Genomic DNA, 22549 nt, shown 5'->3' with positions numbered 1-22549 from the left:
TCGACTCCTTAGAACAACAAAGCCAGGAAAAACCTGGCTTATATCGCTGATAACCTGATTAACTATTTATAAAATTGCCAGTAACGCCTGAACCGGATGTCTGGGCTTAAAACCACCGAAACGTTTCACCTGGCTTCGACAAGAATAACCGGATACTAAGATCTGTTCATTGGGTAATGACTTTAGTGTTTGCTCCCAAGACATAGAAAATAGTTCCCGAGATCGCTCTTGGTTCTCAGCTTCATGGCCATAAGTGCCCGCCATGCCACAACACCCCAGACTCACTGTCTCCAACTTTGCACCGAAGTGGCTAAAAATCTTCTTCCACTCTGCAGCGGTATTGGGCTTTGCCGTTGACTCAGTACAATGGCTGAACCAAGTGAACTGATTTGAAGCATCTTCATTAAGCGTCACCTTATCGCAATGCTCGATAGCCTCTAAGAGCCATTCATTAGACAACTTAACATTAAAATCACCACAACTTTCGCCGATCACTTCACGATATTCATCCCGATAACAGAGCACCATAGCCGGGTCGACACCTACCATAGGCATATTCAGCTCATGAACCTGGGTCAGGAAATCGGCCGAAGACTGAGCCGTCTTGGCAAATTTACTGAGGAAACCTTTAATATGTATCGGCTTGCCATTGGGTTTAAAGGGTAAAAGCACTGGCTTAAGACCCAGCTTTTCAATCAGCTTGATAAAGTGATAAACAGTATCGGCTTCATAGAAGCTATTGAAGGGATCTTGTACCACCAACACATAGTTATGGCGATCGCTCTGAGGGATATTTTGCAGCGCTTCCAGATCATAACCACGACATGCGTGGCCATCGAGACGTTGTTTAAGCGTCGGAACCGATAATGCCGGCGCATCGACATAACCTAAAGACTTCTTTATCACCCACTGACTCACCGGGTTCTGAGAAACGGCATTGGTTAACCTGGGCGCTATGGCCATTAACGGCAAACTGTCTTCAATCCCTGCGACGAGATAGTCTTTTACCGGACGCAGATACCTTTGATAATAAATATTAAAGAACTGAGCTCTAAACTTAGGCACATCAACTTTAACCGGACATTGAGATGTGCAGGCCTTACAGGCCAGACACCCTTTTAATGACTCCATCACTTCATGGGAGTAATCATACTCACGACTGGCTTTTAATGTGTTCTGAGTGCGCTGCAATAAACCCAGAGGCTTAGATTTGGCCAAGGCCTCAACATCGATCCCCTCAGATTCGAGTAAACGTAACCATTCACGCATTAAGCCCGCTCGCCCTTTTGGAGACTGAACACGATCCCCTGTGACTTTAAAAGAGGGACACATAGGTGAATAGGCGCTGTAGTTGAAACAAAGCCCATTGCCGTTACAGTTCATCACATCAGGGAACGCGTCTCTGGTTTCGATGGGGATTTGGCGATCGAAGCTGCCGCGTTTGACACTATCGACATTATAAATCAGTGCACCGGTCCCCTTAGGAGCCACCAGCTTACCGGGATTCAGTTTATTCTTAGGATCAAACAGCCCTTTAACCTCTTCCAGAACACCGTAAAGTTCTTCACCAAAGACAGAAGGTCCGTACTCTCCACGAACACCTTTACCGTGCTCCCCCCACATCAAACCACCATATTTTAATGTAAGTTCAGCCACCTGATCAGAAACGGTTTTAAGCAGTCTTTCATCATCAATATCACACATATCCAGTGCAGGTCTGACATGAAGTACGCCGGCATCGACATGGCCAAACATGCCATATTGAAGCTGATGACTGTCGAGTAAGGCTCTGAACTCCATGATGAAGTCGGCAAGTTTCTCCGGCGGTACGGCCGTATCTTCTGCAAAGGCCAGCGGTTTTCTACGTCCTTTAGCCGCGCCAAGTAAGCCGACGGCTTTCTTACGCATGGCGTAGATCATATTGATGCTCTTTTTATCACTGGTTACCTGGAAGCCCAGCAGCCCAGCGGTAGATTTATCAATTTGATTTTCTAATGCTGAGATTAATGCAGCAACTCTGGCCTCGACCTCCTCCTGCTCTCCGGCAAACTCCACCATATTGAGCCCATCGATAACATGGCCGGGGACGTCTTTGATCAGTTCAGAAACTGAGTGCCAGATGATGTCCTGTTGCGCCAGGTTAAGCACTTTCGAGTCTATGGTTTCGACGACGGTCGCATTGGCTTTCACGAGTTCTGGCGCATGGCGCAGAGCCGATTCGAACGAGTCGTATTTGATATTAACCATCATACGTACCGAAGGAAGCGGTGTAATATTCAATTTCGCTTCGGTAATAACGGCAAGCGTCCCCTCAGAGCCCGTCAATATTCTCGATAGGTTAAATTCAGTTAAATCATCGTTCCATACATTCTTAAGATCGTAACCCGTTAAAAATCGATTAAGTTTTGGAAATCTGGACTCAATGAGTGGACGTTTATCACTGCAAATATTGGCAATCGACGTCAGCAAGGTTTGACCGAGAGGATTAGATGTCACGGCATCAATATTCTCGAGTTCCTCAGGTGTGATTGAATAGGTATCGAGCACACTACCATTGTATAGCACGCTGGAGAGACCTATAACATGGTCAGAAGTTTTACCATATACCAGTGAGCCGGCTCCGGAGGCATCGGTGTTGACCATTCCCCCCATCGTCGCCCTATTTGATGTTGAGAGATCGGGACTAAAGAAGTATCCATGGGGTCTCAAAGCATCATTAAGTGCATCCTTAACGACTCCTGCTTCTACCCTGACCCATGCTTCCTCAGGGTTAATTTCTATGACTTTATTCAAATACCTGGACAGGTCCAGGACTAGCCCGTGAGTCAATGCCTGACCATTCGTTCCGGTACCGCCACCACGGGCACTGAATACCACTTGAGAAAATTCAGTATTGGTCGCCAGCATAAGAACTAAACGCACATCTTTCTGAGTTCTTGGGTAGATAACTGCTTGAGGAAGAAATTGATACACTGAGTTATCCGTCGCCTGTGCTAAACGCGCACTGTAGCGTTTATCGATATCACCGGTGAAATCACTTTGCTCAAGCGCTGCCAGAAAGGCAAGGTATACGGGCTCTAGCGTTTGTTCATGAGATAACTTTGGTAACTTAACGATGGGTAACATATCAGCTTCAGTCTACTTTAATTGTTAAAATTCTGGTTCACAGTATATACCCAAACGACTTCGAAATGCAGGGTTCAGCATGTCGAAAAGTGACAGAGTTCAAGGTAGTTAACTGCTCTTCGGTAACAGCTCCATGCGTTACTCTACCTCCTATATCCATATAGTCGTGCATTAACGACATTCCCACCATCCGTGGTGGTCAGCATGAAATAGCAGTACTAGTTTTTCTCGGCTCCGGCATCCTGCTTCGCCCTACCTCTTGCATCCATGCAGTCGTAATTCAATATTTATTCTTATAAATAAAGAATACTGAAACATGTTGCTTTTCGACTTGCCCGTCGGGAGAGCCCGTAGAATACCTGCACTGCGTTAGTGATATTGAAAAGGGACTCATACCAATCGATATAAGAAAGTGATCTACTCAGAGTCTTTTTGGCAAACTAATTCAAGGCGAATGGATGAGGGAATGGTGCTCCCTTCTGAAGTTATTCAACGCAGAAGTAGGCAGCCAAAAACACTCCTGAAAGGCGAGTTTTAGTGCATCAGATGCAGTGTTAACGAACTTAAACGTAGAATAACTATGTTCTTCCCTCGTTGCCTTGCCTCTGAAGCGCTAAACTCTCGCTGAGCGATCACATCTTTATACCGATTGGTATCATCTCTTCAATCACTGCCTTGTTCAGTTATCCTACGGGAGCTCTGAATCTAGCATTCAGAAGTGGCTTGGGTATTAACAAAAAAAGCCGCTAAGTAGCGGCTTTTGTGATTAGCTTCTTCTATTTAAAGAATTATTGAGCGTGTTCCTTGCCCAGATATAGCCAAGTATCGATTACGGTATCAGGGTTTAGCGATACCGTGTCTATGCCTTGATCTACTAACCAAGCCGCAAAATCGGCATGGTCCGAAGGACCTTGACCACAGATACCGATGTAAGCACCTTTAGCCTTGGCGGCTTTAATTGCCATAGCGAGTAATGCCTTAACCGCTTCATTACGCTCATCAAACAGATGACTGATGATGCCCGAGTCACGATCCAGACCGAGTGTTAGCTGAGTCAGATCGTTAGAACCGATTGAGAAACCATCGAAGTGCTCAAGGAATTGATCGGCAAGCAGTGCATTTGACGGCACTTCACACATCATAATGACGCGAAGACCATCTTTACCGCGCTCTAAGCCTTGCTCTTTCAACAGCTCGTTAACCTGTTCAGCTTCGCCCAGCGTACGTACGAATGGGATCATGATTTCGACGTTTTTCAGGCCCATATCATTTCGAACACGTTTAATCGCTTCGCATTCAAGCGCAAAACAGTCACGGAAAGATTCTGAAATATAACGACTCGCGCCACGGAAGCCCAACATCGGATTCTCTTCTTCTGGCTCGTATCTGTCACCACCGACCAAGTTAGCATATTCGTTCGACTTAAAGTCAGACATACGAATAATCACTTTCTTTGGATGGAAAGCAGAAGCGATGGTCGCCATCCCCTCAACAAGACGTGCAACATAGAATTCAACAGGTGATTCATAACCAGCAATCATCTCGTGGATCTCTTCCTGCAGCGCTGCATCTTGCTGATTAAACTCAAGTAGTGCCTTAGGGTGGATACCAATCATACGGTTGATAATAAACTCAAGACGAGCTAGACCAACACCTTCATTTGGAAGACGGGCAAAATCAAACGCTCTGTCTGGGTTACCTACGTTCATCATGATCTTCATTGGCAGCTCAGGCATAGAATCTACACGAGAACGTACAACATCAAAATCTTGAATGCCATCGTAGATGAAACCAGTGTCGCCTTCGGCACAAGATACTGTCACTTCCTGACCGTGCTTGATACGCTCGGTCACATCGCCACAACCAACAACTGCAGGAACACCAAGTTCACGAGCGATAATCGCCGCGTGACACGTACGTCCGCCACGGTTAGTGACGATAGCGCTAGCGCGCTTCATGATAGGCTCCCAATCAGGGTCTGTCATATCGGTAACGAGTACGTCACCTTCTTTGATCTGATCCATATCATCGATTGAAGACAGTACTTTCGCGACACCGTTACCAACCTTATGACCGATTGCACGACCTTCACAAAGCACATCACCCTTAGTCTTCAAGTGAAAACGCTCAATCAGCTGCACATCTTCACGAGAACGAACTGTCTCTGGGCGTGCTTGAACGATATAAAGCTTGCCATCGTTACCATCTTTTGCCCACTCGATGTCCATTGGACGTCCGTAGTGCTGCTCGATGATCATTGCTTGCTTAGCAAGCTCCATGACTTCTTCATCGTTCACTGAAAATTCGCGGCGCTTATCGGCTGCAACATCTTCAATTTTAACTTGTTTACCGTGTTCGAGATCGTCCGAATAAACCATCTGAATTAACTTGCTACCGATATTGCGGCGTACAACCGCTTTATGGCCAGCTGTTAAACTTGGCTTATGAACATAAAACTCGTCCGGGTTAACCGCACCCTGTACAACCATCTCACCAAGACCGAATGAAGAGGTAATAAATACCACATCATTGTTACCTGATTCGGTGTCCATAGTGAACATAACACCTGAGGCTGCCGTGTCTGAGCGAACCATACGCTGAACGCCAGCAGACAGTGCGACGCCCTTATGGTCGTAGCCCTGGTGAACACGGTAAGAGATAGCGCGATCGTTAAACAAAGAAGCAAATACATGCTTAATCGCAACCAGTACAGAATCATATCCCTTAACGTTCAGGAATGTTTCTTGCTGACCAGCGAAAGACGCATCAGGCATATCTTCAGCCGTCGCGGATGAGCGAACAGCAAAAGAAGCTTCTTTGGTTTCAGAGGAAAGTGTATCGTAAGAATCACGAACAACTTGCTCAAATTCGGGGTGGAACGGGGTGTCTATTACCCATTGTCTGATCTGTGCACCGGCTGTAGCGAGTGCGTTCACGTCATCTACATCTAGAGTATCTAGAATGTCGTATATCTTCTGGTTAAGTCCGCTTTGTTCAAGAAACTCATTGAACGCGTACGAGGTGGTGGCAAAACCGCCAGGCACTTGAACACCTGCATTAGCTAAGTTACTAATCATCTCACCAAGAGAAGCATTCTTACCGCCTACCTTGTTGACGTCACCCATGCCTAATTCTTGATACCAGAGTACATATTGCTGCACAGTTCTATCTCCGCAAGTTTATTTCAGTGTGGCCCCTTCACATGAGGGCAGCGGCATTTTACACTCCAGCGCAGGAACCGTAAATCTATAATTTTATTTGTAATTTTATTACTACAAGAGGTCAAAATGTTGCGTAAAGTATTTTATATCTCAGATGGGACCGCGATCACAGCAGAAGTATTTGGTCATGCTGTTCTTTCTCAGTTTCCCGTTGAGTTTGATGCACTTACAATTCCTTTCGTTGAAACAGAATCTAAAGCTCATGATGTGAAGGCTCAGATCGATGATTGTTTTATTACAACAGGTGAACGGCCTTTAGTTTTTCATTCTATCGTCAAAGCCGAGATCCGTGACATTATCTACAGCAGTGAAGGACTCGATTACGACTTTTTGAACACTTTTGTGTCACCGTTAGAGAAACAATTGGGAATGAAAGCCTCTCCGGTCGTTCATCGTACCCATGGCAAGGCAAATGACGGTTATGAAGCTCGTATCGATGCGATTAACTACACAATGGACAACGATGACGGCCAGACTTTAAAGAACATAGATAAAGCCGACTTAGTCCTTTTGGGCGTGTCACGTTGTGGCAAGACCCCAAGTAGTCTCTACCTTTCTATGCAGTTTGGTATCAAAGCAGCCAACTACCCTTTTATCGAAGATGACATGGATAACCTTAAACTTCCTACTGCTTTAAAAGAGAATAAGAGCAAACTATTTGGTCTAACGATCGATCCCGTACGATTACATGAGATACGTAAGAGCCGAATGGATAACAGCCGTTACTCCTCTTTAAGGCAGTGCCGTATCGAAGTGAAAGAGGTCGAAATGATGTATAAACGTGAGCGGATCCCCTTTGTAAATACGACCAACCATTCAGTCGAAGAGATAGCGACGAAAATTTTGGATGTCACCGGACTCGAACGTCACATGTTCTAAAATCCAACACGTTTTCATGCAAAATGCGTCTTTTTGTCAATTTAACTGCACAGCTGCTTATAAATAGGGAGAGAATTCCCATAATTGGCACTGTGCAAGTCGCAACTATTAGTTATAATCGCAAGCAATAAGGCTAAATGCCCATACGAACGCTCGGTATATTGAATGACCATTAAAACAGATGAACTACGCACCACTTTATTATGTAAGGCTATTTCTCCCGCTAAATTGGCTTCAGAGTTCCCGCTAACACAAGATGCAGCCGATTATCTGGTCCAGCAAAGACGTGAAGTCGAAGCCATCCTTACAGGAGACGACCAACGATTGCTGGTCATCATTGGCCCTTGCTCTATTCATGACACACAAGCCGCTATCGATTACGCAACCCGATTAGCCAAGCTTCATCAAGAGCTCAAAGACGACCTATGTATATTAATGCGTGTCTACTTTGAGAAGCCACGTACCACGGTCGGCTGGAAAGGCTTAATCTCTGATCCCGATCTCGATGGCAGCTTCAACGCCAATAAAGGCTTACGCCTGGCGCGTCAGTTACTGCAAGAGATCACTGAGCTCAAGCTACCCATCGCCACTGAATTCTTAGATATGGTAAATGGCCAGTATATTGCCGACCTGATCACCTGGGGTGCTGTTGGCGCCCGTACAACAGAGAGTCAAATCCATCGTGAGATGGCTTCAGCTCTCTCTTGCCCTGTTGGCTTCAAAAATGGTACTGACGGCAATATCAATATTGCCATCGATGCCGTACGTGCAGCGAAAGAGCCTCACATCTTCTATTCACCGGATAAAGATGGTGCTATGGCGGTTTATCGTACGACCGGCAACCCTTATGGCCACATCATTCTCAGAGGTGGCAAGCAACCAAATTATCATGCAGAAGATATCGATGCCGCGGCTCAAAAGCTCGAAAGTGTCGGTGTATCCCATCGCATGGTCATAGATTTCAGTCACGGTAATAGTCAAAAGAAACACCAACAGCAGTTAACCGTTGCCGACAGTATCATGAAACAGATGAGCCAGGGCTCAACTGCTATCGCCGGTATCATGGCCGAAAGCTTTATCGAAGAGGGCAGCCAGAAGGTGATTGCCGGAGAGGAGCTTGTCTACGGTAAAAGTATTACCGATGCCTGCCTGAACTGGAATGACTCTGAAAAACTGCTCCGCGATCTAGCTAAAGCCTCACGGAACAGAATCAACACACTTAAAAAGTAGTTGAGTCTTCGCTTCTAAGGGCTCCTGACTCACATAACATAGGCTTCACCGTTTTATACAGTGAAGCCTTTTTGTGAGGTTCAGCTTTCAATTTAAGCTGCACTCAAACACTGCTCTATACTCCGCCTCTACATCGAGTATGTCTTACTTTTAATTATTAATAAGTAAGGCGGATCATTCATTTAACTCAATTTATTTCAACGATGAGTATTACGCTACTCACGATATTTTAATTGCATAACCTTAGGTTGCCGTATGCCACTCACCCAAACATCAACGCCTCACTCCGACGCGATCAACGAACGTATACAAAACTCTGAAGCCAGAGTCATCAAAGCTATCTTTCCCTCTATCACCAACCACCACAACACTCTATTCGGTGGAGAAGCATTAGCCTGGATGGACGAAACGGCTTTTATTGCCGCTACCCGCTTTTGTCGAAAACCATTGGTTACCGTCAGCTCGGACAGAATTGATTTTAAGAAGGCGATTCCGGCTGGCAGCCTGGCAGAGATCATCGCAAATGTTATCCATGTCGGTAACACATCCCTGAAGGTCGAGGTTAATATCTTTGTCGAAGATATGTACAAGGACCATCGAGAGCATGCCATACGCGGTGTTTTCACCTTTGTCGCCGTCGACGAAAACAGGCAGCCAACGAGAGTTTGGACGCAGGAGTAGTAATACAGATTGGTAGTGATAGCAGTCGCAGTTATCGACTGCTATCACTTTATTGAAAAATATTGCTGCTCCCTACTCAACTTCCCACCAGAATCGTTACTAGACTTAAGTCTAACAAACCGAATTTAAAAGCAAAATTTGTCCCCTTTCTGACAAACCAATAGGATCCCCCCTCCTTTTTCTGTTACATTGAATTAATCTTCACGTGCAACTAACACAAACATAAAAGCCATGAAGCTAGAAAATTTAAATATAATCATTGCAGACGATCACCCACTATTCAGAAATGCCCTACGCCAAGCATTAACTGGATCCTTTACTGACACCCGTTGGTTTGAAGCCGACAGCGCCGACGCATTACAGAATCAACTTGAAAATGATGAGGTTGAATTCGACCTGGTCATGTTGGATCTTCAGATGCCCGGCTCCCATGGCTATTCAACCTTAATTCACCTTCGCACTCATTACCCGGATCTCCCCGTTGTGGTTATTTCGGCTCACGAGGACAACATCACCATCAGTCGAGCCGTACACTATGGTAGTGCCGGTTTCATTCCTAAATCTGCTTCCATGGAGACACTGGCTGCGGCATTATCAGCCGTGCTTGAAGGGGATATATGGTTACCTGCGAATGTAGAACTGCAGTCTATTGAGGAAGATGCAACCGATCTGATGGCCAGTAAATTGGCCGATCTCACGCCTCAGCAATATAAGGTGTTACAGATGTTTGCCGAAGGCTTGCTAAATAAGCAAATAGCCTATGATCTCGGTGTCTCTGAGGCCACTATTAAAGCCCATGCAACGGCAATTTTCCGTAAGCTTGGTGTGCGAAATCGAACTCAGGCTGTTATCTCACTACAGCAGTTAGAGATGGAAAAAGTCGAGCTATAGGCAGTTTAATTAAAACTAACCAGATAACAAAAGCCGAACTCATGTTCGGCTTTTTAATTTATGAACAAGTCAGATCAGGTAACCAGCTCAGCTTATGGTGAAGTCAGGTGTTAACGGAAATTTTCCATCATCCGATAATACATCATGCCCAGTGCCATCCCTTGATTTCCCAGCCATTCTCCGACCGGCAATCTTATCTGTCTCATGTCAGCAAACAGGTCAAACTCGGTCAATTGGCCGATGATGGCATTTGCCATGATCTCCCCCATGATGTGGGACGTCGCAACGCCATGGCCGGAATAGCCCTGACAATAAAAGACATTAGGTGACACCTTACCCAATTGCGGAATTCGATTTACTACAATTCCCGCCATGCCCGTCCACTCAAACTCGATATCGACCCCCTTGAGACGCGGAAAGGTCCGCTCGATAGCCGGGCGAAGCTCTTGAGCGACATTCTTTGAATCACGTCCGGAGTAATTGGTCCCGCCGCCGAACATTAACCGGTTATCGGCCGTCATCCGATAGTAGTCCAACACAAATCGACTATCATAAACAGCAACATCGTGAGGGTTGATAGCCTTAGCGACTTCGTCGGTCAATTTTACCGTTGCACAATTTCCTAACGAGGCGGGAAACAGCATGCCGCTTAGCTTGTTTCTGGCCAGTTTATGGTAAGCGTTGCCCGCTATGAGTACGCTATTAGCGGTTATTGAACCATGGGCCGTTTTTACCACAGGTAAGGCACCATCACATATATCCAGTACCGCGGAGTCTTCAAATATCATCGCCCCGTGACTCTGCGCCGCTCTCGCCTCTCCTATACACAAATTCACAGAGTGTAGATGCATATTACGCTTATTCAGCAGACCACCGTGATAGAGGGGGGTGTCCAGAAACTCGGGGATATCTCGTTTAGATAACAACTCAAGCTCACTACCCATTCCACGGCGTACACCTTCATCAAAAGTCTTTTGCATCTCCTGCATATGTTTAGGCTTGTAGGCAGTATGCAGATGACCAAATTTAAGATCGCAGTCTATTCCGTATTTATTGACACGATTTTTTATGATCTCATGGCCCCGCCAGCGCAGATCCCAGATAAAGTTTTCCGCCTCCGTACCCAGCTTATTCTTAAGTTGCTTCACCATAGCTGCATCACCGGACAGACTCCCGGTAACCTGACCACCATTTCTACCCGTCGCCCCCCAACCTATCTTGTTGGCTTCGACAATGGCGACCTTTAACCCGCGTTCAGCCAATTCGACGGCCGTCGAGACCCCGGTGAAGCCACCACCAACAATAACAACATCGACGCGAACATCGCTTTCCAATCTGGGATATTGGGTTTCATCATTAATCGTCGCGTTATAGTAGGAATCACAGCGTTGTACTGGCATAAAAATAGGCTCCATCCGTGTTCAATAAAATGATTTTTTGTTTTATATTTTTTACATTTTAATTTTGAGTATATAGATGGATGAATTCTCGTCAATGACAATTGGCCAGTAGATAGTATTTTTTTATTTAATAATGAGAAACCACAGGCCGTTAATATCCTTCAGAAAAGGTTTAAACTGCAGGGCAACAGGGGTGAGTCATTAATTCTTTACAGGTGGGAACGACGGATAGGGGAAGAGAAAGCCTGTAGAGGGTATAGTCTCTCCCTTTGCGAGTATAAATCACAGACTAAAGAGCACGCCAGCATGCCTTTATCAGGCTTGAGCCATTATCGCTAAGTGTTACTTTAAACTCGTCCCCCGCATTCACTATGCCTACCCCTTTGGGTGTACCGGTCATTACTATATCGCCATCCTCCATGCTCATAAATGTCTGAATTTCACTTAAAATCTGTAAAGGCTTATTCATCATCAGTCCAATATTACCGGATTGAATCGGTGCATCATTGATAAACAACTCGAAGCTTAATTTATCACTGATCCCTTGGATTGGAATAAATTCACTCATGAGAGCGGACCCATCGAAAGACTTTGCCCGCTCCCAGGGAAGGCCTTTACCTTTGAGTTTACTCTGCAGACCTCGTTTTGTAAGATCCAGTCCAACGCCTACAGCAACAAAAGTCCCACCTTCAACCACAAAGCACAATTCAGCCTCATAATGAATCGCTTCGTGATGAAAGCTTTTCAGTTCATGGGCAATAGCAGAGTTCGGCTTTACAAAAAGCACCATATCATCGGGGATCTCGTTATTCAGCTCTTCGATATGCTCAACATAATTTCTCCCGACACAGACGACTTTTGATGGTTTAACGACTCGATTACCTACAGCAACAGTGTTCACTTATCTCTCCATTATTTCCTGATTAAACTTGAGATCAACGCCCTTAACGCTGCGGGTTTTACCATCTTTGCCATATAACGATAACCCCGTTGCTGTACATCATCGATAAGATCTTTACGGGTATTTGCTGTGATTAACACCCCTGGAAGATGGCTGCCATATAAGGCTCGGATCCCGTCCATTGCATCTACGCCATTTTGTCCATCATCGAGATGGTAATCGGCCAGCACTATGTCCGGTGCAACACCTTTAAGCCCTAATTTTATTCTCGCATCGGCGAGGTCTTTTGCACAGATCACCTCACACTGCCAACGACTGAGCAGACTCTCCAATCCGGCAAGGATCGCCTCTTCGTTGTCTATACACAGCACTTTAACACCGGCTAAAGGCTGTAACATGGTAGAAAGCTTCTTAGGTTGTGCTTCTCTTACCGTTTGCCCCAATGGCACCCGAATAGAGAAAACCGAACCACGGCCAAGCACAGATGATACATGGATCTTATGATCCAGCACCCGGCTGATCCTATCCGCAATAGCCAGCCCCAAGCCCAATCCACTCACACTTTTACTGTTTGGATTATCTAACCGTTTAAACTCTTTGAATATCTCTTGTGTCTCTTTTTCATCAATACCACAGCCGGTATCCAGCACCTGGATCTCCAGTTCATTGCCGCGGTAGCGACAACCAAACAGCACCCGGCTTCCCCGTGCATATCGGTAAGCATTGGTTAAAAAATTCTGCAATACGCGTCGCAGCAGGCTTAAATCTGAATTGATGGTTGCGCTACATGGCACCATATGGAATTTGATTTGGCTATCTTTAGCCATAGCTGCAAACTCCACGGACAGACCATCGAGCAACTCAGACACCGCAAAGTCGCGTCTATTTACCTCGACTGTCCCCGAGTCTAACTTAGATATGTCGAGTAGATCGGTGAGCAACTCCCCGGCGATCTTCAAAGAGCTGTTAACATGTGACAGTGTCTTCTTTCCCTCTTGATCCAGATTAGGATATTGAGAAAGCGATGCCGTAAATAGACGTGCCGCATTGAGGGGTTGCATCAGATCATGACCCACAGCCGCCAAAAATTTACTCTTAGACGCATTTGCCATCTCCTCCTGCGCCTTGGCCTCTAATAACTGACTGTTTAACATAGCCAGCTCATAGGTACGCTCTTTCACTCTGGCTTCTAAGGTATCATTGACCTCTTGCAAGGCTTTGGCATGCTCGCGATATTGAGTAATATCGGTAAATGTCATCACAAAGCCACCGCCGGGCATTGGGTTACCCTGGATCTTGATCACTTTGCCATCTTTTCGTTCACGCTCAGAAACATGAGGCGTACCATTACGCATATGTTGAACGCGCTTGAGCACTTTAGCCTCAACATTACCGACGCCACAGAATCCACGGGCAGCATTAAAGCGCACAACATCGCTGATTGGCATACCTTCCTGCAAAAATGATTCAGGGTATTGATACAACTCAGAATACTTATGATTCCATGCAACCAGGTTCAAATCCTTATCTACCACACTCATGCCTTCATATGCATGTTCAATCGCACCTCTGAGCATATCCTGGCTTAAGATAATTTTTGAGGAGGCTTCATCCACTAAGCTGAATACTTCATCGAGCGCCAGATCGCGCCCCTGCTGTACAGAGTCCATCACCAAAGAGGCACTTGAGCCCCCTAAAACACCGGCCAACATATGTTCTGTATGAGCTATGAGCTCAGGCGGCGCAGCTTTATGCCAACTGTCACTCTTTACTGCCTCATCTGAAAATCGTGAAAAACTTTCGTAAGCGCGGGTTGGACTCACGAAACGACTGGCCAGGATCAATAGGTCTTGTTGTGAAACCGGCGAACCTTTTCTATTGGTATTGCTCTTTAACTCGCCCGGCGCTACAAATGCACTGGCCTGCATACGCTCGGCCACACCAGCCCTGAACCAGATAGAGCCAAGTACATAGCAGGCCAAATTGGCCAACAACGCCGTTAAAATATCTCTGACATTGGGATTGATTGATTCGAGCAATCCAAAATCATTACTAAAGACCCCAGATGCATCACTCGCACCTTTTAACAAGATATAACACCAGAGTCCGAAGCCTACAGCCAGACCTAATAAGACGCCGGAGCGATTACCGTTTTTCCAGTACATGCCACCAATTAATGCCGGAGCGAGTTGGGCAAAAGCACCAAAGGACAACATTCCAAGTCCTGAGAGGGAATCACTGTCCATAAATGACAGATAACTGAAATAACCAAGCCCCAAGATAATGATGATAGACAGGCGTCTGGCATTGAATAGAAATTGAGAAAACTGACTGAAATTCTTCTCTTTAATCTTGCCTGTACGTAGCATGACCGGCACAAGCCATTCATTACTCACCATCACACTGATTGTCACAACAGCAACGATCACCATACCCGTTGCAGCAGACAGGGTTCCAAGCAAGGCGATAATGGCCAGCACAGGCTGATCCAGTGCCAATGGCAGGTTTATCACGTAGGTATCGGCTGCAACACTATCACCCAGAATTAATTTCCCAGCTAATGCCAGAGGCGCAACAAACAGACCAAACAGGAGTAGATAAACCGGAAATATCCAGCGAGCTCTTAATAAATTGTTCTCATCGATACACTCGACCATCATCACATGGAACTGACGGGGCATACAGAGGAATGCTGCTATACCAACCAGAAGTTGCGGCATTAATGACTCGACCCGCAATACGGGCTCACTGATTAAGCTTCGCTCACTGGCCTGTTGCCAGATATCACCGAAGCCATCGAAGAAACCAAAACTTATCACCACTCCAACAATGAGGAATGCTGCCAGCTTCACCAGTGATTCGAAGGCAATCGCCAACATCATGCCGGGGTTATGTTCGGTCGCATCCAGCTTTCGGGTGCCGAATAAAATGGCAAACATAGCCAGTACTGCGGTGATGATTAAGGAGACTTTGGCGCCATCGTAGGGAGAGGTCTCGGGTTGAAACAAGTTGAGACTAAACACCATGGCTTTTAGCTGCAGTGCGATATAAGGCATGATGCCGAACAGTGCAATCAAGGTGACGATAGCCGCTAATAGTTGAGATTTTCCATATCTTGCGGCAATAAAATCGGCAACAGAGGTAATGTTATGCGCCTTAGAGACGATAACCATCTTTCTAAGTAAACCAAACCCCAGGGTGAAAATAAGAATAGGCCCTATAAAAATGGGCAAAAAAGACCAAAGATCTTGCGCAGATTGACCTACGGTTCCCAAAAAGCTCCAGGAGGAGCAATAAACTGCCAAGCTCAGACCATAAATCCACACCTGTAACTTCTTTGTGATACGACTAAACCAGCGCTCTGCTCCCCAAGCCAATAGGAAGAGCAGGAAAACATAAAGCACGGCAATCACGCCCACAAAAATGGTCAAATTCATAACATTCTCTTTTTTTATTCCATTGTGCGTCAAAAAAAGAATTAAATCTAGCAAACTAATGTCTTACAACAGCCTAAAAACAAAGAGAATTTTAGCACTAGACCAAGGTCTAATAGAGCTAGTAGCCCCTGAGACTCCATACTTCAGTTACGCATTATTAGATTAAGGGAAGCCCAATGAGCACGCAGTCTCTCTACAAAGTTTCTAGCGAAATCGCTGAAAACGCACATATAAACGAAGAAAAATATAAAAAGATGTATCAAGAGTCGATTGTTAACCCTGAAGGTTTCTGGAGAGAACACGGGCAACGCATCGATTGGATTAAGCCTTATACAAAGATCAAGAAAACCTCTTTCGACGATCATAACCTCTCTATTAATTGGTTCTATGACGGCACTCTTAATGCCTCAGCGAACTGCTTAGACAGACATCTGGAGAAACACTCAGATAAAGTCGCCATTATCTGGGAAGGTGATGACGCGAAAGATCAACGTACAATTACTTATGGCGAACTTCACTCTGATGTATGTAAGTTTGCTAACGCACTACGTAGCCAAGGCGTAAGACGTGGTGACGTTGTAACGGTTTATATGCCTATGGTGCCTGAAGCCGCTGTCGTCATGTTGGCGTGTGCACGTATTGGTGCCGTCCACTCCGTTGTTTTTGGCGGCTTCTCACCTGACTCCATCGCATCACGTGTGATTGACGGTAAATCTAAGGTCGTTATCACTGCAGATGAAGGCGTTCGGGCCGGACGCATCATCCCGCTGAAGGCTAACATAGACGAAGCCTTATCTCATCCGGATGTAGACTGTGTTGAAAAGGTCATTGTTCTGGAACGTACAGGCGGTGACGTAAACTGGGTCGAAGGTCGTGACATTAAGTGGGAATCACTGATGGATACTGCTTCCGAGCACTGTATCCCTGAAGAGATGGGCGCCGAAGACCCGCTATTTTTACTTTACACCTCAGGTTCAACCGGCAACCCAAAGGGTGTTCTACATACGACTGGCGGTTACATGGTTTACGCCGCCATGACACACGAATATGTTTTCGATTATAAAGACGGTGAAGTCTATTGGTGTACCGCCGATGTGGGCTGGATCACCGGTCACTCTTATATGGTGTATGGCCCTCTGGCTAATGGCGCAACCGTCCTTATCCACGAAGGTGTGCCAAATTACCCAACGCCTGCTCGCCTGGGTGAGATGGTTGACCGTCATAAGGTCAATATCCTCTATACTGCGCCTACACTCATTCGCGCATTGATGGCTGAAGGTAAAGAGCAGTTTGCAAATTTCGATGGCAGTTCATTACGCATCATGGGCTCCGTCGGCGAACCAATTAACCCTGAAGCGTGGCGTTGGTATAACGAAGTCATCGGTCATGAACATTGCCCGATTGTCGATACCTGGTGGCAAACAGAAACCGGTGGCATTTTGATCAGCCCACTACCAGGTGCTACCGATACTAAGCCCGGTTCTGCAACTCGTCCTTTCTTCGGCGTTCAACCTGCTCTGGTTGATAACATGGGGAATATAATCGACGGGGCAACCGAAGGTAACTTAGTGATCCTGGACTCCTGGCCCGGACAGATGCGAACCGTTTATGGGGATCACGACAGATTTGCCCTCACCTACTTCAAGACGTTCCGTGGCATGTACTTCACAGGCGACGGTGCACGAAGAGATGAAGATGGTTATTACTGGATCACCGGTCGCGTCGATGATGTGATTAACGTATCGGGCCACAGACTCGGTACAGCAGAAGTCGAAAGTGCATTAGTGGCACATGAAGACGTAGCCGAAGCTGCCGTTGTTGGCTACCCCCACGATATTAAGGGTCAAGGTATCTATGCCTACGTCACCTTAACTAAGGGGACAACCGAAACTGAAGAACTTCGTCAGGATCTCAGAAAGTGGGTACGTAAAGAAATTGGCGCTTTAGCAACGCCCGATCTAATCCAATGGGCTGGCGGTTTGCCCAAAACTCGTTCGGGTAAGATTATGCGTCGATTCCTCCGTAAAATTGCTGCCAATGAGGTCACAAATCTCGGAGACTCATCGACACTGGCCGATCCGGCAGTTATCGACACCTTAATTGAGTCCAGACTTAACCGTAGCGAATAAGCCAAAAGTACTCCCACTAGCCCCTTATCTATCAGCAGTAACAGATAAGGGGCTTTTTTTAACTTACTCCATCAATAACTCTTCCCTCAAAAAGAACATCAACTACTAACCAGTCGCTTTGCTGAACAAGCTGCACTCTTCTTCCTGTTGTCTCCTAAGCTAACTATAGATCCCCCCCCCTTGTCACTGTTATTCTCTATCCCTGAAAGATTAAACCTATTAGGCTCTACGTGCAGTTAAGAGATTACCAACAACAAGCCGTCGACTCGGCAGTCAACCACTTTAAAAAAAGTACTAACTCGGCAGTATTAGTCCTGCCGACAGGTTCCGGAAAAAGTATTGTCATTGCCGAATTAGCTCGAATAGCCAATGGCCGGGTGCTGGTATTAACTCATGTAAAAGAATTAGTGGCTCAAAATGCCGAAAAAGTAGGATTACTCACGGCTGAGGCCAGTATCTACTCTGCCGGGCTTAACCAAAAATCGACGAAGAATAAGACCGTGGTGGCCAGCATTCAGTCCGCTGTGAGAGCACCGCAGCAGTTCAATGAAGCATTCTCTTTAGTGATAATCGATGAATGCCACAGGGTAAGCTCAGAAACCGATAGTCAATATCAACAACTCCTGTCCCACCTGAGCACACAAAACCCCAAAATAAGGCTATTAGGCCTCACTGCGACCCCATACCGTTTGGACAGAGGCTGGATATATCACCAACATTATCACGGAAAAATGGGTAACCCTGATAAAGCGGTATTTCAACAGTGCATTTTTGAACTGCCTATGCGTCCATTGATTAAACAAGGCTACCTCAGCAAGCCCAAGGTGTTCGATGGGTTATCGGTACAGTACGATTTTAGTGAATTAAAAGCGTCATCCACTGGAGAATACCGGGAAAAAGAGGTCAATGATCTACTCAGTCACTGTGGACGCGCCACTACGGCCATTGTTAAACAACTCATTGAGATAGGAGCCAGCAGACAAGGGGTCATTATCTTTGCCGCCACAGTTCGCCATGCACAAGAGATAATGAAACATCTAGTGCACGAGACGGCAGCCCTCATAACTGCCGACACTAAAACTGTAGACAGAGACGAGATTATCTGTGATTTCAAGGAGAGAAAAATAAAGTATCTCGTCAATGTAGCCGTACTGACCACAGGTTTCGATGCTCCTCATGTGGATCTTATCGCCATTTTAAGGCCTACCGCCTCGGTTAGCTTATTTCAGCAGATGGTCGGCAGAGGACTTAGGATCTGTGAGGGAAAAGATGAATGTCTGATCATCGATTATGCAGCCAATGGTTACGATCTCTATTTTCCTGAGGTGGGACAAAACAAGCCCAACAGCAAGAGTGTCCCCGTACAAGTTCACTGCCCCGTTTGTGACTTTGCCAATATTTTCTGGGGAATCGTCGATGAAGATGGCGATATCGTTGAGCACTTTGGACGCCGATGTCAGGCATTAATTGAGCATAAAGGTAATAAAACTCAGTGTGACTTCCGCTTCAGATCTAAAGCCTGTCCTAATTGTGGCGAAGAAAATGATATTGCAGCAAAAATTTGCCACCAATGCGACTCGATGTTAATCGATCCCGACAAGCGCTTGAAAGAAGTTTTACAGCAAAAACACCATCACCTTTTTAAGTGCCAGACGATGTTGCTGGAAAATGAAGCGGATAAATTAAAGGTTCGTTACATAGATATCGATGGCAATGACTATTGCCAATATTTCAGTTTACAGTCTAAGGCACAAATCCGAGCCTTCTACGCCCTCTTCGTTCTGACACATACTCGTACTCCTGGATTGAAGCATGAACAATATAAAAATGCTGAACAGGTCATTGCGGCGGCTCATCAATTCAGAAAACCCGACTTATTACTCCTGAAACAGAACAAGAAACGATGGGATTTAATCGAAACATTCTTCGATTATCAGGGCCGTTATCAGGTTGAGAATAAGTTTAATCATTAGAGAATATGCAAATATGCTTCTCCTGTGGTATAAAGTACGCGTATAAATTCTCAGGAGCAAATATGTTTGTCGTAATTTTTGGCCGTCCAGGCTGCCCATACTGTGTTAGAGCGGTACAACTTTCAGAACAACTTGTTGAAGCTCGAGAAGACTTTAAATTCAAGTATGTCGATATTCATGCCGAAGGGATCAGCAAGGCAGATCTTGAAAAGACGGTAGGTAAGCCCGTAGAGACTGTTCCGCAAATTTTCGTCGATAAAGAGCACGTAGGTGGCTGCACCGAATTCGAACAGTTTGTTAGAGAAAACCAACTTCTGACACAACCTGCATAACGCTTGTAACTAACTCCAATAGCACAAAGCTGATTGGAGCTGTTAAATAAAAAAGGAGGCCTAAGCCTCCTTTTTTAATGGTACAAATTTATAACACGTATTTTACCGAGAAAATCACTCGATTTAGCTCACCGCTATCGCCATTTTGCTTAGTGTTTTCAGCATACATATACTCAACACCGACAGTCATAGGTTTCACCGGTGAATAGAGCAAGTTCACGTAACCTGAATAGGACTCTTCATTCACTGCACCGCCGGTTAACGCCACATCATTATCGGCTTTAAAACCTGAAACGGTGAAACTTGAACGCCACTTATCATTCCACCAATGGCGATATGAAGCAAAACCACCGTAGGAGCTGATGGTCTGAATATCACCATTTTCATCTATGACACCTGCATTTGCATAGTTAAGTGCCATATAGCGGCCCATACCGTCACCAGCTGTCGCTGAAAGTTTGATATCGTCACTACCAACCGGAATCACACCGGTAAAACTAACCCCATAACCCATCTCCTGGGTATCCAGTTCATCTTTTTCTATGTTCAATTGCCTCGCTAAACCGGCAACGGTGAATTTAGCGCCCCCCTCTGTTTTAAAATTATAGCGAGCAACAAAATCCGGAACCATGCCACTGCCACTGGTGATGCGTGAACCGCCCTCAAATGGAGTAACAGTAGTCTCTGGGTTCTCTACCGCAAACTGGAAGCCACCATTGGTATAGCGAACCAAAGACTGACGCACAAACGGCGTACCTTCAGCCGCGCCGACAAAATCTAAGTTCTCAGGAAGCGCGCCGGGGTTTTGGAACGTACTCCAGGTCTGACCCACTGTCCAGTTATCGAAACTGACAATGGCATGACGAATTCGAGGAGAGTAACTATTTGAAACACGCTCATTACCATCTGCATGAGTCATAAAATCAAGCTCGATGAACCCACTTAACTTATGACCATCAAGATCAGTGCTGGTTTTGAAGTTAAAACGTGACTCGCGGGCCTGAAAATCGACAACTTGCTCACCGTTATCGCTGACACCATATATTGTTCCGGGAACATAGAACTGTCTGGATAGATTTCCAGAATCCGGGGCTCCATTACTGTAATCACTGAACATGACGTCCGTTTTTACATATCCACCAAATTTGAACTCTGTATCACCAGCTTGTGCACTCACACTTACAGCCAACATAGTCGCAACGGCTACAAGGCTTAAGTTTGCATGTTTCATTGTTTATCTCCCTCATCATTATATTATTTTTCAAAATTAATATGACGGAGTTAACAAGCAATCAACATTAGCAAAACGTCTATCAATCAAAAGTATTACAGCATGTCCTAATTGACAATTCGTAGCCTGAAAAAGTAAAAACAGTAAGAATATATGAAGGGGAAATTGAAACTAAGATATTCGGTATTGATGAATCCTGATGAACCAGAAGCTTCGCCAATGACTAAAAGAAACCACATAGAATAAAGAGAGTGAACCAAGCCAACAGCCTGTCTATCACTAGAAGCAATTGAGCTAACGATCTATAGCTATTAAGGGGATTTCTATCTGTGGAATTATTTAGCAGGCTTGAATTAACTGGATAAAACTGAGTGATGCCACCAAAATGGTGGGGCGTTAAGGATTCGAACCTTCGACCAATAGCCAGCTTTTAATAGAAGAGAGTAAGAGTAAAGCCAACTGCCTGTTGTTTTTAAAAGAGTCAACTGAGCCAACGACCCGTACTTAGTATTGCGCTTTGAATCTAACGACTAAAATAGCTGTTCTGTATGAGGAGTCTGTAACTGGATTGAATTAACTGGATAAAACTGAGGGATGCCACCAAAGTGGTGGGTCGTGAAGGATTCGAACCTTCGACCAATAGCTAAAAAAGTAAAGCCAACTGCCTGTTGTTTTTAAAAGAGTCAACTGAGCTAACGACCTGTACTTGGTATTGTGCTTTGAAGAGTATTTCTATTTGAGAGATTATTTAGCAGGCTGGGTAAAACTGAGGGATGCCACCAAAGTGGTGGGTCGTGAAGGATTCGAACCTTCGACCAATTGGTTAAAAGCCAACTGCTCTACCAACTGAGCTAACGACCCGTACTTGGTATTGCGCTTTGAATTCTACGAAGACATCGTACACTTTCAAAGAAGTGGTGGGTCGTGAAGGATTCGAACCTTCGACCAATTGGTTAAAAGCCAACTGCTCTACCAACTGAGCTAACGACCCATCTTAGTGTTACTTTTGCTTTGAATCTAACGAAGGCATCGTACACTTTCAAAGAAGTGGTGGGTCGTGAAGGATTCGAACCTTCGACCAATTGGTTAAAAGCCAACTGCTCTACCAACTGAGCTAA

Annotated in this window: 13 protein-coding genes and 2 tRNA genes; 7 read left to right on the top strand and 8 right to left on the bottom strand. The window is 45.5% G+C overall.

The features are described from left to right. Positions 1-66 precede the first annotated feature (66 nt). Together ydiJ and ppsA are read right to left on the bottom strand one after the other, a co-directional pair. Positions 67-3126 (bottom strand): D-2-hydroxyglutarate dehydrogenase YdiJ, encoded by a 3060-nt coding sequence (ydiJ, locus tag EKG39_RS18930; protein WP_126507549.1) that lies wholly within the window; start codon positions 3124-3126, stop codon positions 67-69. A 788-nt stretch (positions 3127-3914) separates the two neighbouring features. Continuing rightward, complete coding sequence (ppsA, locus tag EKG39_RS18920) at positions 3915-6287, bottom strand: phosphoenolpyruvate synthase (protein ID WP_126507548.1); 2373 nt, start codon at positions 6285-6287, stop codon at positions 3915-3917. A gap of 126 nt (positions 6288-6413) precedes the next feature. Here ppsA and ppsR point away from each other — a divergent pair, with 126 nt between their 5' ends. The 4 genes from ppsR (at position 6414) to EKG39_RS18900 (ending at position 10028) form a co-directional block, all read left to right on the top strand. Then, positions 6414-7226, top strand: coding sequence for a posphoenolpyruvate synthetase regulatory kinase/phosphorylase PpsR (gene ppsR, locus EKG39_RS18915; RefSeq protein WP_126507547.1), 813 nt, complete (start codon positions 6414-6416; stop codon positions 7224-7226). Positions 7227-7391: 165 nt separating this feature from the next. Continuing rightward, complete coding sequence (locus EKG39_RS18910) at positions 7392-8456, top strand: 3-deoxy-7-phosphoheptulonate synthase (protein WP_126507546.1); 1065 nt, start codon at positions 7392-7394, stop codon at positions 8454-8456. 255 nt (positions 8457-8711) lie between these two features. Then, positions 8712-9137, top strand: coding sequence for an acyl-CoA thioesterase (locus tag EKG39_RS18905; RefSeq protein ID WP_126507545.1), 426 nt, complete (start codon positions 8712-8714; stop codon positions 9135-9137). Positions 9138-9368: 231 nt separating this feature from the next. Continuing rightward, positions 9369-10028, top strand: coding sequence for a response regulator transcription factor (locus tag EKG39_RS18900; RefSeq protein ID WP_126507544.1), 660 nt, complete (start codon positions 9369-9371; stop codon positions 10026-10028). A gap of 110 nt (positions 10029-10138) precedes the next feature. On the opposite strand, the gene EKG39_RS18895 is transcribed toward EKG39_RS18900, so the two are convergent. From EKG39_RS18895 to EKG39_RS18885, 3 genes are all read right to left on the bottom strand, one after another. Beyond that, complete coding sequence (locus EKG39_RS18895) at positions 10139-11428, bottom strand: NAD(P)/FAD-dependent oxidoreductase (protein ID WP_126507543.1); 1290 nt, start codon at positions 11426-11428, stop codon at positions 10139-10141. 289 nt (positions 11429-11717) lie between these two features. Continuing rightward, positions 11718-12329: a fumarylacetoacetate hydrolase family protein gene (locus tag EKG39_RS18890; protein ID WP_126507542.1), complete on the bottom strand. Its 612-nt coding sequence runs from the start codon at positions 12327-12329 to the stop codon at positions 11718-11720. An 11-nt stretch (positions 12330-12340) separates the two neighbouring features. Continuing rightward, entirely contained in the window at positions 12341-15766 is a 3426-nt protein-coding gene (locus EKG39_RS18885) for a hybrid sensor histidine kinase/response regulator (protein ID WP_126507541.1), read from the bottom strand. Between the two features lie 176 nt (positions 15767-15942). Between EKG39_RS18885 and acs the strand changes: the two genes are divergently transcribed. The 3 genes from acs to EKG39_RS18870 all read left to right on the top strand — a co-directional run bounded on the left by acs (position 15943) and on the right by EKG39_RS18870 (position 20200). Beyond that, the gene (gene acs, locus EKG39_RS18880) at positions 15943-17895 is read left to right on the top strand and encodes an acetate--CoA ligase (protein WP_126507540.1); all 1953 of its coding nucleotides are present in this window, start codon (positions 15943-15945) and stop codon (positions 17893-17895) included. A gap of 230 nt (positions 17896-18125) precedes the next feature. Continuing rightward, positions 18126-19868 carry a DNA repair helicase RadD gene (radD, locus tag EKG39_RS18875; RefSeq protein WP_126507539.1) on the top strand — a complete coding sequence of 581 codons (1743 nt, stop codon included), beginning with the start codon at positions 18126-18128 and terminating at the stop codon, positions 19866-19868. 62 nt (positions 19869-19930) lie between these two features. Beyond that, complete coding sequence (locus EKG39_RS18870; RefSeq protein ID WP_012142208.1) at positions 19931-20200, top strand: GrxA family glutaredoxin; 270 nt, start codon at positions 19931-19933, stop codon at positions 20198-20200. A gap of 88 nt (positions 20201-20288) precedes the next feature. Here EKG39_RS18870 and EKG39_RS18865 read toward each other — a convergent pair whose 3' ends face one another. The 3 genes from EKG39_RS18865 to EKG39_RS18855 all read right to left on the bottom strand — a co-directional run bounded on the left by EKG39_RS18865 (position 20289) and on the right by EKG39_RS18855 (position 22422). Then, a complete protein-coding gene (locus EKG39_RS18865) occupies positions 20289-21431 on the bottom strand; it encodes a DcaP family trimeric outer membrane transporter (protein WP_126507538.1) in 1143 nt (380 codons plus the stop codon). Between the two features lie 785 nt (positions 21432-22216). Next, positions 22217-22292, bottom strand: a tRNA-Lys gene (locus EKG39_RS18860). A gap of 54 nt (positions 22293-22346) precedes the next feature. Further along, positions 22347-22422: transfer RNA gene (locus tag EKG39_RS18855), tRNA-Lys, on the bottom strand. Positions 22423-22549 lie beyond the last annotated feature (127 nt).

This window comes from Shewanella atlantica, from assembly GCF_003966265.1.
GTDB classification, from domain to species: domain Bacteria; phylum Pseudomonadota; class Gammaproteobacteria; order Enterobacterales; family Shewanellaceae; genus Shewanella; species Shewanella atlantica.
The sequence above is the reverse complement of the archived record's forward strand: the minus strand, read 5'-3'. Positions and strand labels throughout refer to the sequence as shown.